The sequence below is a fragment of the Enterobacter huaxiensis genome, assembly GCF_003594935.2.
Taxonomy (GTDB): Bacteria; Pseudomonadota; Gammaproteobacteria; order Enterobacterales; family Enterobacteriaceae; genus Enterobacter; species Enterobacter huaxiensis.
Genome location: NZ_CP043342.1, coordinates 573,506 through 586,542 on the forward strand (window position 1 = coordinate 573,506; position 13,037 = coordinate 586,542).

The window sequence follows — 13,037 nt, forward strand, 5'->3', positions numbered from 1 at the left end:
AGGACGTTCATCCAATAGTTGTCTTCGGGAGTGGGAAATGAAGCCTTTTTTGCGCTGGTGTTTCGTTGCGACAGCTTTAACGCTGGCAGGATGCAGCAACTCTGCCTGGCGTAAGAGCGAAGTCCTCGCAGTGCCATTGCAACCGACTTTGCAGCAGGAAGTGATTCTGGCACGCATGGAACAAATTCTTGCCAGTCGGGCTTTAACCGATGACGAACGCGCACAGCTTTTATATGAGCGCGGAGTGTTGTATGATAGTCTCGGTCTGAGGGCATTAGCGCGGAATGATTTTTCACAAGCGCTGGCAATCCGACCTGATATGCCTGAAGTATTCAATTACTTAGGTATATATTTAACGCAGGCAGGCAATTTTGATGCTGCCTATGAAGCGTTTGATTCTGTACTTGAGCTTGATCCAACTTACAACTACGCGCACTTGAATCGCGGTATCGCATTGTACTACGGCGGTCGTGATAAGTTAGCGCAAGATGATCTGCTGGCGTTTTATCATGACGATCCTAATGATCCTTTCCGTAGCCTGTGGCTTTATATCGTTGAGCAGAAGCTTGATGAGAAGCAGGCCAAAGAAGCACTGAAACAGCGCTTCGAGACATCGGACAAGGAACAATGGGGATGGAACATTGTCGAGTTCTACCTGGGGAACATTAGCGAAGCAACGCTGATGGAACGCCTCAAGGCGGACGCAACGGATAACACCTCGCTCGCTGAGCATCTCAGTGAAACCAACTTCTATTTAGGTAAGTACTACCTAAGTCTGGGGGATATGGACAGCGCTACGGCACTGTTCAAATTAGCGGTTGCTAACAACGTACACAACTTCGTTGAGCACCGTTATGCATTGTTGGAATTATCGCTCTTGGGCCAGGAGCAAGACGACCTGGCAGAATCGGACCAGCAATAGCTGACGACATAAACATCAGCCCGTAATCTTTTGATTGTCATCACCTTAACTGGTGAGGGCGTTGTTGTTCGTCAATACACCTACTTTGAGCCGGTTCACACTTTTCAATGAAAATTGCTAATCATTTTCACGATGAGCTAAGTAGACTGGCCGCCATTAATATCGAGGCACTTGTACTACATGGCTGAATTCGAAACCACTTTTGCAGATCTGGGCCTGAAGGCTCCTATCCTTGAAGCCCTTAACGATCTGGGTTACGAAAAACCATCTCCGATCCAGGCTGAGTGTATCCCACACCTGCTCTCTGGTCGTGACGTGCTGGGCATGGCCCAGACTGGTAGCGGTAAAACTGCAGCATTCTCGCTGCCGCTGCTGAACAACATTGATTCGGACCTGCGTGCACCGCAGATCCTCGTCCTGGCTCCAACCCGTGAACTGGCTGTTCAGGTTGCTGAAGCAATGACGGAATTCTCTAAACATATGCGCGGCGTAAACGTGGTAGCCCTGTACGGCGGCCAGCGTTATGACGTGCAGTTACGCGCCCTGCGCCAGGGCCCACAGATTGTTGTCGGTACGCCGGGCCGTCTGCTGGATCACCTGAAGCGCGGTACTCTGGATCTCTCTAAGCTGAGCGGTCTGGTACTGGATGAAGCAGATGAAATGCTGCGTATGGGCTTCATCGAAGACGTTGAAACCATCATGGCGCAGATCCCGGAAGGTCACCAGACCGCTCTGTTCTCTGCAACCATGCCAGAAGCAATCCGTCGCATTACCCGCCGCTTCATGAAAGAGCCGCAGGAAGTGCGCATTCAGTCCAGCGTTACCACTCGCCCGGATATCAGCCAGACATTCTGGTCTGTACACGGAATGCGTAAAAACGAAGCGCTGGTACGTTTCCTGGAAGCAGAAGATTTTGATGCGGCGATCATCTTCGTACGTACCAAAAACGCGACCCTGGAAGTGGCTGAAGCCCTGGAGCGTAGCGGCTACAACAGCGCAGCGCTGAACGGCGACATGAACCAGGCCCTGCGTGAGCAGACTCTGGAGCGTCTGAAAGACGGTCGTCTGGATATTCTGATTGCAACCGACGTGGCAGCACGTGGTCTGGACGTTGAGCGTATCAGCCTGGTTGTAAACTACGACATCCCAATGGATTCTGAGTCTTACGTTCACCGTATCGGTCGTACCGGTCGTGCGGGTCGTGCGGGCCGTGCGCTGCTGTTCGTTGAGAACCGCGAGCGTCGTCTGCTGCGTAACATTGAACGCACCATGAAGCTGACCATTCCAGAAGCTGACCTGCCAAACGCAGATCTGCTGGGCAAACGCCGCCTGGAAAAATTCGCCGCGAAAGTACAGCAGCAGCTGGAAAGCAGCGATCTGGATCAGTACCGTGCACTGCTGTCGCAGATTCAGCCTACCGCTGAAGGCGAAGAGCTGGACATGGAAACCCTGGCTGCAGCACTGCTGAAAATGGCTCAGGGCGAACGTAGCCTGATCGTGCCACCAGATGCGCCAATGCGTCCTAAGCGTGAATTCCGTGACCGTGACGATCGTTTCGAACGTCGTGGCGACCGTAATGACCGCAATGACCGTGGCCCACGCGGTGACCGTCCAGAGCGTGGTGGTGAAGACCGTCCACGTCGCGAGCGTCGTGACGCTGGCGAAATGGAACTGTACCGCATTGAAGTTGGCCGTGATGACGGTGTGGAAGTTCGTCATATCGTTGGCGCGATCGCTAACGAAGGCGACATCAGCAGCCGTTACATTGGTAACATCAAGCTGTTCGGTACTCACTCCACCATCGAACTGCCAAAAGGCATGCCGGGCGAAGTACTGCAGCACTTTACGCGTACTCGTATCCTGAACAAGCCGATGAACATGCAGCTGATGGGTGATGCACAGCCTCGCACTGACCGCGGCGGCGAACGTCGTGGCGGTGGCCGCAGCTTCGGTGGCGAACGTCGTGAAGGCGGTCGTAGCGAAGGTCGTGGTGAACCACGTCGTTTCTCAGGCGAACGCCGTGAAAGCCGTGGCCCACGTCGTGACGACAGCTCAACCCGTCGCCGTGACGCGTAAGCATTACGCCACTGACGTAAAGTAATATATACAGCCCCGATACACGCTATCGGGGCTTTTTTTATTCCTTTTGTACTCTTGTACTGGTACAGTGCTGCACATTAAAATGTAATCCACATTTTTGACTGGAGAAAAGGCTGTATGGCGACACTAACCACCACCCAAACGTCACCTTCGCTGCTTGGCGGCGTGGTGATCATCGGCGGTACCATCATTGGTGCTGGGATGTTCTCCCTGCCCGTGGTCATGTCCGGTGCGTGGTTCTTCTGGTCGCTGGCCGCGCTGGTCTTCACCTGGTTCTGCATGCTCCATTCCGGGCTGATGATCCTCGAAGCAAACCTGAACTACCGTATTGGCTCCAGCTTCGACACCATCACCAAAGATCTGCTGGGCAAAGGCTGGAACCTGGTGAATGGGATTTCTATCGCGTTTGTTCTCTATATCCTCACCTACGCGTACATTTCAGCGAGCGGCTCGATTCTGCATCACACCTTTTCTGAGATGTCGCTGAACGTACCGGCGCGTCTGGCGGGGCTGTGCTTTGCGCTGGCTGTGGCGTTTATCGTCTGGTTAAGTACCAAAGCGGTGAGCCGAATGACGGCGATCGTGCTGGGCGCAAAGGTTATCACCTTCTTCCTGACCTTCGGCAGCCTGCTGGGTCACGTCACGCCAGCGACGCTGTTTAACGTGGCGGAAGTGAACACCTCCTACACGCCGTATTTGCTGATGACCCTGCCGTTTTGCCTGGCGTCGTTTGGCTATCACGGTAACGTGCCGAGCCTGATGAAGTACTACGGCAAAGATCCGCGCACCATCGTCAAGTGTCTGGTGTACGGTACGCTGCTGGCGCTGGGGCTGTATGTGATTTGGCTGCTGGGGACGATGGGCAACATCCCGCGTTCGGAATTTATCGGCATTGCCCAGAAGGGCGGAAACATCGACGTGCTGGTTCAGGCCCTGAGCGGCGTACTGAACAGCCGCAGCCTGGATCTGCTGCTGGTTGTGTTCTCTAACTTTGCGGTGGCGAGTTCATTCCTCGGCGTGACGCTGGGCCTGTTTGACTATCTGGCGGACCTGTTTGGCTTTGATGATTCTGCGATGGGGCGCTTCAAAACCGCGCTGCTGACCTTCCTGCCGCCGATTGTGGGCGGTCTGCTGTGGCCGAACGGTTTCCTGTACGCCATCGGCTATGCAGGGCTGGCGGCAACCATCTGGGCGGCGATCGTACCGGCGCTGCTGGCTCGCAAATCACGCAAACGCTTCGGCAGTCCTAAATTCCGCGTCTGGGGCGGCAAGCCGATGATTGCGCTAATTCTGGTGTTTGGCGTTGGCAACGCGCTGGTCCACGTGCTGTCGAGTTTTAATTTGTTGCCTGTGTATCAGTAAGCCTTTTGTGCCGGATGGCGGCTACGCCTTATCCGGCCTACTCGCTCCCGTAGGCCCGGTAAGCGTAGCGCCACCGGGCGAAACAATGGCTACCCCACCAACTCTTCTTTCACCTGCATCGCCAAATCAAACGAATGCAAACGCGCCTGGTGATCGAAAATCTGGCCGTTGACCATAATCTCATCCGCCTGCGTTTCGCGCAGCACCGCGTCCAGCCCGTGGCGCACTTTCGCCTTATCGCCCACCAGCGACATGCTCAGCGCCTGCTGAACGCCATACTGCTCCGAGGCTGACCACAGCTGATGCATATTCTCCACCGGCGGCGGCAGCTGGCCCGTCTCGCCGCGACGCAGATTCATAAACGCCTGCTGCATCGAGGTAAACAGGAATTCCGCATCACGGTTGCTGTCGGCAGCAATGATATTGATACACACCATCGCGTACGGTTTTTCCAGACGCTCGGACGGTTTAAAGTTCGTGCGATAAAGATGCAGCGCCTGATGCAGCATATCCGGCGCGAAGTGTGAGGCGAACGCAAACGGCAGCCCCAGCTGTGCGGCGAGCTGGGCGCTATACAGGCTTGAGCCTAACAGCCACACCGGGATCTTCTCGCCGTAGCCCGGTACCGGGCGCACGTGCGGGTTCGGATCGCGCGCGTCGAACCAGTCCACCAGCTCGGCCACGTCGCGCGGGAAGTTGTCGATATCGCCGCTCATATGGCGGCGCAGGGCGCGCATGGTCGGCTGGTCACTGCCCGGCGCGCGGCCAAGCCCCAAATCGATACGGCCCGGATAAAGGGTATTCAGGGTGCCAAACTGCTCGGCAATCACCAGCGGGGCGTGGTTCGGCAGCATCACGCCGCCGGAGCCAAGGTGCAGGGTGGTGGTGTTTGCCGCCAGATAGCCAATCAGCACCGACGTGGCGGCGCTGGCGATGCCCACCATGTTGTGGTGCTCCGCCAGCCAGTAGCGGTGGTAGCCGCGCTTTTCGGCCAGCTGAGCGAGATCGAGAGAGTGCGAAAAGGCTTCTCGAGCCGAGGAGCCCTGAGGGATCGGCGCCAGATCCAGCACCGAAAACGGAATGGTTTTGTCAGTCATAACAGCTCACTTTGTCGACGGTGAATCTATAATACTGCATTAAAAAATGATAACCGTTGTTAACAAAGTGAGCCTTTTTTACGCCTGCAGCTCCAGGCCGGCCAGACGCTTCCAGTAGCCGTTGCAGTCGCTGTTAGCCTTAAGCGGCAGCGGTGAGGCGCCGTTCTCATTGGCGCGGAAGGCGTCCAGCATCGCGAACACGCTGGTATCGAGCGGTGACAGACGCACCATGTCCACCAGCCCGTCCATCGACGCCAGCTCGTTGCCGAGGTTATAGACATAGCCGCTCATGGTCTGAATGCCGTTTAGCACAAACACCTGCTGGTTTTCCTGCGAGAGCATGCTGCGGCCGTTCGGATACTTAATGCAGCAGGTTTCGCACTCGTCTTTTGGACGATCTTCCGAGCGCGCGGTAAAGCAGCGGGCGGAATACGCCAGCGGCAGATGGCCGTAGCTCAGCACTTCAACTTCAAACTGATGGCGAATGCCCAGGTCTTCGCACTGAGCCAGCAGGTTTGCCAGCCAGTCGCGGGAAAGCTCTACCGGCATACACCAGCGCGTCATTCCCTGCTTGAGCAGCAGGCGCAGCGTCACGGCGTTGTAGCAGTTCAGCGCATGGCCCGCGACAAACGGCAGCCTGCGTTCGGCGCACATGTTTACCACGCCCAGGTCGCTTGCCTCCAGCAGGAACTCGCCGTTCTCAACATAGCGCTTCAGCTCGCCCAGTTCGGAAGACGCCTGCACCAGCGCGAGCGTCGAGAGCACAACCTGCTTGCCGCTCCCGGCGAGGCTTTTAGCCATATCCAGCCAGTCGCCCACTTTGGTGGCGCGGCGCTTGCTGCACACCGCTTCGCCGAGGTAAATCACATCGGCGCTGCTGGCGGCGGCCTGTTGATAAAAATCTTCCAGCGTCTCTTTTGGCCAGTAGTACAGCACCGGCCCTAATGAATATTTCATGGTTATCTCACTGCCATTTACGGTGATACGCGCCAAGCGTGGTTTGCGTGCCTTCGGACATCGAGCCGAGCGTCGCCATCCAGGCCGGCTGCGGGGCGTAGTTCTGCGGGTCCGCCATGCAGCGGTCGATGGCCTGACGCCAGACCTTCGCCACCTGGCTCACGTAGGCCGGGCTGCGCTGGCGGCCTTCGATTTTCACCGAGGCAATATTGGCGGCCAGCAGCTCCGGCAGCAGCTCCAGCGTGTTAAGGCTGGTCGGCTCTTCCAGCGCGTGATAACGCTCGCCGTCGACCAGATAGCGGCCTTTACACAGGGTCGGATAACCCGCGTTTTCACCGTCCTGATAGCGGTCGATCAAGACGTCGTTCAGGCGCGACTCCAGCCCCTGCGGCGTTTGCTCCCAGCGGACAAAGCGCGCGGGCGAGCAGGCCCCAACGGTATTTGGCGATTCGCCGGTTAAATAGGAGGAGAGATAGCAGCGGCCTTCGGCCATGATGCACAGGCTGCCAAAGGCAAATACCTCCAGCGGCACTGGCGTGACGCGCGCGAGTTGCTTAACCTGATGAATTGAGAGTACGCGCGGCAGCACCACGCGGGCGACGTCAAAGTTTTGATGATAAAAACGCACGGCCTCTTCGTTAGTGGCAGATGCCTGAACAGAGACGTGGCGCTCAATATGCGGATAGCGTTCTGCCGCATACTCAAGCATGGCGAGGTCGGCCAGGATCAGCGCATCGGCGCCCAGCTGTGCCGCCATGTCCACCGCGCGCTGCCAGCGGGCGTAGCCGTCAGGATGGGCAAAGGTATTGATGGCGATATGCAGCTTACGGCGATGCTGGTGAACGAAGTTAACGGCTTCCTGAAGCTTCTTCTCCGTAAAGTTAAGGCCAGCAAAATGGCGGGCGTTGGTGTCATCCTTCAGCCCGATATAGACCGCATCGGCCCCATTTTCGATGGCCGCCTTAAGCGCCGGAAGGTTTCCGGCAGGGCAGAGCAGCTCCATAATTTGTCCTGATGTTGTCGATCGCAGAGATCGCAAAAATGTTAACGAGCTGGGATTTTAATTAACCCATGCGCGACAATTTTTGATTTAAGGCAGCTAATGGCGTATTGATGGCACCAATAATGCGCTATGCCGGAGAAGGGTTTGTTGATTTACGCCGCTATGTTCTTCTCTGGATATGGCAAAATAGCAGGACTATTGATATCAGGGAGTAAAGCTCGTGCTGGAGAAACTGCGTTCACGTCTCGTACAATTTGGTCCATCAATGCTGAGCGTGCCGGTAAAACTGGCGCCGTTCGCGCTTAAATGTCAGGTGCTGGAGCAGGTCCTGAGCTGGCAGTTCCGTCAGGCGCTGCAGGATGGCGAGCTTGAGTTTCTGGAAGGGCGCTGGCTGAGCATTAACGTCCATGATATCGGGCTGCGCTGGTTTACCTCCGTTGAGAATGACCAGCTGATCGTGCGCGAGTCCGCCGAGGCGGATGTGAGCTTTAGCGCCAACGCCAGCGATCTGCTGATGATTGCCGCACGCAAGCAGGATCCGGATACGCTGTTCTTCCAGCGCCGTCTGGTGATTGAAGGCGACACGGAGCTGGGCCTGTACGTGAAAAATTTGATGGATGCCATTGAGCTGGAGCAGATGCCGAAAGCGCTGCGCGTGCTGTTGATGCAAATGGCAGATTTCGTTGAGGCTGGGTTAAAAACCCCGCCGGACAGTAAACATACTTCAGTAGGTGAGCCATGCTGATTCGAGTCGAAATTGGGATTGATGCACCGGGTATCGATGCATTGTTGCGCCGTTCCTTTGCGAGCGATGCGGAAGCCCAGCTGGTCCACGATCTCCGCGAAGACGGCCTGATCACGCTGGGGCTGGTTGCTACCGATGATGAAGGCCAGGTTGTCGGCTATGTCGCCTTCAGCCCGGTGATCGTTCAGGGCGAAGATCTTCAGTGGGTAGGAATGGCACCGCTGGCGGTTGATGAGAACTATCGCGGTCAGGGTCTCGCTCGCCAGCTGGTCTATGAAGGGCTGGACTCGCTGAATGAGTTTGGCTATGCCGCCGTGGTCGCGCTGGGCGATCCGGCGTTCTATGGCCGCTTAGGCTTCGAGCAGGCGGCGCATTACGATCTGCGCTGCCGCTGGCCGGGCACCGAGTCCGCGTTCCAGGTTCACCGGCTGGCGGATGACGCGCTTAACGGCGTGAACGGCCTGGTGGATTACCACGACCATTTCAATCGCTTTTAATCAGGCTTTCGCGTAGCGCCTCAAAGGAGCCGTCTCCGGTCACGAGGCGCTCTTTCTGGCGCTTCGTGAGCTGCTTGATGCGGTATTCCAGTCTAAGCGCCAGCGATCTGTCGCCCACGGCCGCGGAAAAGGCCAGCCGTAATTCCCCTTTGCCCCGCAGCGCTTTTGCGCCTTTCCCCGTTTGATGCTGTAAAAAACGCCGCGCCACATCGGTGGTGATCCCGGTGTAGAGTGCGTTATCAGCGGTTCGGACAAGATAGAGAAACCAGCACACGGTAAACAGATTCAGTATGTTAAGGTGAACGCACCATAGCATGAGAGAGAATGAAAATGGAAACACTGGCCGCCATTAGCCGCTGGCTGGCGAAGCAGCATGTCGTCACCTGGTGCGTCTACGACGAGGGTGAGATGTGGTGTGCAAACGCGTTTTACGTCTACGATCCCGAGCGCGTGGCGTTTTACGTCATGAGTGAAGACACCACGCGGCATGCGCAGATGACGGGTCAGCAGGCACAGGTAGCGGGCACGGTTAACGGCCAGCCGAAAACCGTCGCGCTGATCCGCGGGGTGCAGTTTAAAGGTGAAATTCGCCGCCTGGACGGGGAAGAGAGCGACGCGCAGCGTATACGCTACACGCGTCGCTTCCCGGTTGCGGCTGTGCTAAAGGCCCCGGTGTGGGAAATCCGCCTCGACGAGCTGAAATTTACCGACAACACCCTGGGCTTTGGCAAGAAGCTGCATTGGTTACGTCCCGAGCAGGCGTAGCGCTTCGCGGTTGAACGCTGGCAGATCGTCCGGGGTCCGGCTGGTGATCAGCTGGTCCTTATCGTTAACGACCTCCTGATCGTAAAACTCGGCCCCCGCATTTTTTAGATCGATAACGATCGGCTTCACGGCGGTGAGCTTACGCCCCCGAACCACCTCTGCGCTGATCAGCAGCTGCGGGCCGTGGCAGATGGCAAACACCGGCTTACCGGTGCCGACAAAGTCACGGGTGAAGGTAACGAAGCGCTCATCCCCGCGCAGGGAATCCGGTGAATGGCCGCCGGGTAACAGCAGGGCGTCGAAATCGGACGGGCTGACGTTATCAATTGACTCGTCAATCTTCACGCTGGCTTCGCCCTTGTGGCCCTTCACGGTTTTGCCCGCTTCTTTATCAATGGTGATGACCTCATGTCCCGCCTTGCGGAACGCCTCTGCAGGAGAGGTGAATTCTGAATCTTCAAACTCGTCGGTAATCAAGACTGCGATTTTCTTGCCCATGCTTCCTCCGTTGTTTTGGGTTCAGACTGATTTTTCTCCGCTTGTGGTAAATACTTACCTGTAACAGACTTCTAAGTGTGGTAGACCACGCTGAGTTCGCAAACGGACAATTCTGTAAAGGGGAATATGATGAGCCAGGTTTTGATTACGGGCGCCACCGGGCTGGTGGGCGATCATCTTTTGCGGCTGCTGATTCAGGATCGCCATGTAAACTACATTGCCGCCCCGACGCGTCGCCCGCTGTCGGATATCTCCGGCGTCTTTAACCCGCACGATCCGCAGCTGACGGACGCGCTGGCGCAGGTTCAGGATCCCATCGATATTGCCTTCTGCTGCCTCGGCACAACGCGGCGCGAGGCGGGGAGCAAGGAGGCGTTTGTCCATGCCGACTACACGCTGGTTGTGGATACGGCGCTGACGGCCAAAAAACTCGGTGCGAAGCATTTCCTGGTGGTGAGCGCGCACGGTGCAAATGCCGGCTCGCCTTTCTTCTACAACAAGGTGAAGGGCAAAATGGAGGATGCGCTCATCGCGCAGAAGTGGGAACGCCTGACGATCGTACGCCCCTCGATGCTGCTGGGCCATCGCGACGAGCGCCGGTTTAACGAGTCGATATTCGCGCCGCTGTTCCGGATCCTTCCCGGTAACTGGAAGTCCATCGAGGCGCGGGATGTGGCGCGCGCGATGCTAAAAGAGGCGCTTTCGCCCTCGCAGGAAGGCGTGAACATCATCCCTTCGGCAAAACTGCGTGAAATCGCGCAGGGCGAGGCGTAAACTCCCCCGGCTAATTACATTACACTCTCCGGGGAATGGTATGACTGGTCAGTCTTCGTCTCAGGCGGCTACACCTGTTCAATGGTGGAAGCCCGCACTCTTCTTTCTTGTGGTCATTGTTGGCCTCTGGTATGTGAAATGGCAGCCGTACTACGGCAAAGCCTTCACCGCTGCCGAAACGCACAGCATCGGAAAATCTATTCTTGCTCAGGCTGATTCCAGCCCGCTTCAGGCGGCATGGGATTACGCCATGGTCTACTTTCTTGCCGTCTGGAAAGCGGCCGTCCTTGGCGTGATTCTGGGGTCACTGATTCAGGTGCTTATTCCGCGCAACTGGCTGGTGAAAACCCTGGGGCAGCCGCGCTTTCAGGGGACGCTGCTGGGCACAATCTTCTCTCTACCGGGCATGATGTGCTCCTGCTGCGCCGCGCCCGTGGCCGCAGGGATGCGCCGTCAGCGCGTGTCGATGGGCGGCGCGCTGGCGTTCTGGATGGGTAACCCGCTGCTCAATCCGGCAACCTTGGTGTTTATGGGCTTCGTGCTCGGCTGGCATTTTGCCGCCATCCGCCTGGCTGCCGGGCTGGTGACGGTGCTGGTCGTGGCGACGCTGGTGCAAAATCTGGTGAAGGATAAGGCGCCTGAGTCTGCCACGGTGGAGCTGGACATCAGCGAGCCGCAGGGCGGATTCTTTGCCCGCTGGGGTAACGCGCTGTGGCAGCTCTTCTGGAGCACCATCCCGGTGTATATCCTTGCGGTACTGGTTCTTGGCGCAGCGCGCGTCTGGCTGTTCCCCCATGCGGACGGCGCTGTCGATAACACCCTGCTGTGGGTGGTTGCGATGGCGGTGGCCGGCTGCCTGTTTGTGATCCCAACGGCGGCAGAAATTCCGATTGTCCAGACCATGATGCTGGCGGGAATGGGCACCGCGCCTGCGCTGGCGTTGCTGATTACGCTGCCTGCGATCAGCCTGCCGTCGCTAATCATGCTGCGTAAGTCATTCCCGGCGAAAGCCCTATGGCTAACCGCGGGGCTGGTGGCGTTGAGCGGGGTGATAGTGGGGAGTATTGCTTTGCTGTAAAAAAAAGCCCGGTGGCGGCTGGCGCTTACCGGGCTTACTGTCAGATGTGGGTTACTGGATATAGGTAAACGCGGTGGTGACGTGCTTCACGCCGCTCACCCGGCTGGCGATATCTGCCGCCGCTTTCCCTTCACGTTCGGTTACCAGACCCAGCAGGAACACTTCGCCGTTTTCGGTGGTTACCTTCACGTTTGAGGATTTCACCTGGTCCGATCCCAGCAGCTGAGAACGTACTTTGGTGGTGATCCAGGTATCGGAAGACGCATCGCCCAAACCAATCGGCTGGCCCTGACGCACCTCGTTAAACACTTCCGTCGTACCTTCTACCCCCATCGCAATCTGTTTCGCGCGGGAGGCGAGCTCCATATTTGGTGCCTGGCCTGCCAGCAGCACTTTGCCCTGATACGCCGTTACGTTGATGCGCGCTTCTTTCTTAATCTGTTCATCTTTGGACAGCGCGCTGTTGACGCGCAGCTCAAGCGTGCCGTCATCAACCTGCGTCCCAACGGTACGCGGATCGGTCGCCGCTTTGGTGCCTACAGCTGCGGTACCGACGACGGCCGCAGCGATACATCCCTGAAGCAGCAGTGCAGACATAAGGACTGCGAGGGTCGATAAAGCCTTCATGAAAACTCCTTAATCATCCTGGTGAGGGAAAAGCGTGTTATCGATCAGGTCGCATAAGCAATTTACCGTCAGCATATGCATTTCCTGTATACGCGCGCTACGGTGAGACGGAATGCGAATTTCCACATCCTGCGGCCCGAGCAGACCCGCCAGCTCACCGCCGTCATAGCCGGTTAACGCAACGATGGTCATATCGCGGGTGACCGCTGCCTCAACGGCTTTAACGATATCCCGGCTGTTACCGCGGGTGGAAATCGCCAGCAGCACGTCCCCGGCATGGCCCAGGGCGCGCACCTGCTTCGCGTAAATCTCGTCATGCAGACGATCGTTTGCAATCGCTGTTAAGACCACATTATCGGTATTTAGTGCAATGGCAGGTAAACTGGGACGTTCTGTTTCGAAACGGTTAATCATACTGGCAGCAAAATGCTGTGCGTTGGCGGCCGACGTGCCATTGCCACAACAGAGGATTTTGTTGCCGTTCAACAGAGACTGTACCAGCGTCATCGCTGCGCGGGAGATCGCGTCCGGGAGGGCTTCTGCCGCTGCAATCTGCGTTTGAATGCTTTCTGTGAAGCACACTTTAATTCTTTCGAGCACGTTATCCCTTTA

General features: G+C 57.1%; 16 protein-coding genes. 9 read left to right on the top strand and 7 right to left on the bottom strand.

The genetic code is table 11. The annotated features are described in order from the left end of the window. Positions 1-37: 37 nt before the first annotated feature. The 4 genes from nlpI (at position 38) to mtr (ending at position 4,384) form a co-directional block, all read left to right on the top strand. Positions 38-922, top strand: a complete 885-nt coding sequence (gene nlpI, locus D5067_RS02805; RefSeq protein WP_119936851.1) for a lipoprotein NlpI — start codon at positions 38-40, stop codon at positions 920-922. 107 nt (positions 923-1,029) lie between these two features. Beyond that, positions 1,030-1,110 (top strand): protein YrbN, encoded by an 81-nt coding sequence (gene yrbN, locus D5067_RS02810; protein WP_097397692.1) that lies wholly within the window; start codon positions 1,030-1,032, stop codon positions 1,108-1,110. Further along, positions 1,103-2,998 carry a DEAD/DEAH family ATP-dependent RNA helicase gene (locus D5067_RS02815; protein WP_119936852.1) on the top strand — a complete coding sequence of 632 codons (1,896 nt, stop codon included), beginning with the start codon at positions 1,103-1,105 and terminating at the stop codon, positions 2,996-2,998. The genes yrbN and D5067_RS02815 overlap by 8 nt, the downstream gene beginning before the upstream one ends. 141 nt (positions 2,999-3,139) lie before the next feature. After that, positions 3,140-4,384 carry a tryptophan permease gene (gene mtr, locus D5067_RS02820; protein WP_119936853.1) on the top strand — a complete coding sequence of 415 codons (1,245 nt, stop codon included), beginning with the start codon at positions 3,140-3,142 and terminating at the stop codon, positions 4,382-4,384. Between the two features lie 89 nt (positions 4,385-4,473). On the opposite strand, the gene D5067_RS02825 is transcribed toward mtr, so the two are convergent. The 3 genes from D5067_RS02825 to ubiU form a co-directional block, all read right to left on the bottom strand. Beyond that, positions 4,474-5,481, bottom strand: a complete 1,008-nt coding sequence (locus tag D5067_RS02825; RefSeq protein ID WP_119936854.1) for a luciferase-like monooxygenase — start codon at positions 5,479-5,481, stop codon at positions 4,474-4,476. 78 nt (positions 5,482-5,559) lie between these two features. Further along, positions 5,560-6,438 (bottom strand): U32 family peptidase, encoded by an 879-nt coding sequence (locus D5067_RS02830; RefSeq protein WP_119936855.1) that lies wholly within the window; start codon positions 6,436-6,438, stop codon positions 5,560-5,562. 7 nt (positions 6,439-6,445) lie between these two features. After that, positions 6,446-7,441, bottom strand: coding sequence for a ubiquinone anaerobic biosynthesis protein UbiU (ubiU, locus tag D5067_RS02835; protein ID WP_119936856.1), 996 nt, complete (start codon positions 7,439-7,441; stop codon positions 6,446-6,448). A 220-nt stretch (positions 7,442-7,661) separates the two neighbouring features. On the opposite strand from ubiU, the gene ubiT reads away from it, so the two are divergent. Further along, positions 7,662-8,186 carry a ubiquinone anaerobic biosynthesis accessory factor UbiT gene (gene ubiT, locus D5067_RS02840; protein WP_119936857.1) on the top strand — a complete coding sequence of 175 codons (525 nt, stop codon included), beginning with the start codon at positions 7,662-7,664 and terminating at the stop codon, positions 8,184-8,186. Beyond that, complete coding sequence (locus D5067_RS02845; protein ID WP_119936858.1) at positions 8,180-8,683, top strand: GNAT family N-acetyltransferase; 504 nt, start codon at positions 8,180-8,182, stop codon at positions 8,681-8,683. Before ubiT ends, D5067_RS02845 begins: the two co-directional genes overlap by 7 nt. Here the strand turns inward: D5067_RS02845 and D5067_RS02850 are convergent. Further along, on the bottom strand, positions 8,670-8,999 hold the full coding sequence (locus tag D5067_RS02850; protein WP_119936859.1) for a GIY-YIG nuclease family protein: 330 nt from the start codon (positions 8,997-8,999) through the stop codon (positions 8,670-8,672). The genes D5067_RS02845 and D5067_RS02850 overlap by 14 nt on opposite strands. Before the next feature lie 14 nt (positions 9,000-9,013). On the opposite strand from D5067_RS02850, the gene D5067_RS02855 reads away from it, so the two are divergent. After that, complete coding sequence (locus D5067_RS02855; RefSeq protein ID WP_119936967.1) at positions 9,014-9,448, top strand: YhbP family protein; 435 nt, start codon at positions 9,014-9,016, stop codon at positions 9,446-9,448. Here the strand turns inward: D5067_RS02855 and D5067_RS02860 are convergent. Next, positions 9,428-9,946: a type 1 glutamine amidotransferase domain-containing protein gene (locus tag D5067_RS02860; RefSeq protein ID WP_119936860.1), complete on the bottom strand. Its 519-nt coding sequence runs from the start codon at positions 9,944-9,946 to the stop codon at positions 9,428-9,430. The genes D5067_RS02855 and D5067_RS02860 overlap by 21 nt on opposite strands. 129 nt (positions 9,947-10,075) lie before the next feature. On the opposite strand from D5067_RS02860, the gene D5067_RS02865 reads away from it, so the two are divergent. Both D5067_RS02865 and D5067_RS02870 read left to right on the top strand, forming a co-directional pair. Beyond that, a complete protein-coding gene (locus D5067_RS02865; protein WP_119936861.1) occupies positions 10,076-10,720 on the top strand; it encodes an NAD(P)H-binding protein in 645 nt (214 codons plus the stop codon). Positions 10,721-10,760: 40 nt separating this feature from the next. Next, positions 10,761-11,798, top strand: coding sequence for a permease (locus tag D5067_RS02870; protein WP_119936862.1), 1,038 nt, complete (start codon positions 10,761-10,763; stop codon positions 11,796-11,798). Between the two features lie 51 nt (positions 11,799-11,849). Here the strand turns inward: D5067_RS02870 and dolP are convergent, their stop codons facing one another. Further along, positions 11,850-12,425: a division/outer membrane stress-associated lipid-binding lipoprotein gene (gene dolP, locus D5067_RS02875; protein ID WP_119936863.1), complete on the bottom strand. Its 576-nt coding sequence runs from the start codon at positions 12,423-12,425 to the stop codon at positions 11,850-11,852. A gap of 9 nt (positions 12,426-12,434) precedes the next feature. Next, entirely contained in the window at positions 12,435-13,025 is a 591-nt protein-coding gene (gene diaA, locus D5067_RS02880) for a DnaA initiator-associating protein DiaA (protein WP_003861754.1), read from the bottom strand. Positions 13,026-13,037 lie beyond the last annotated feature (12 nt).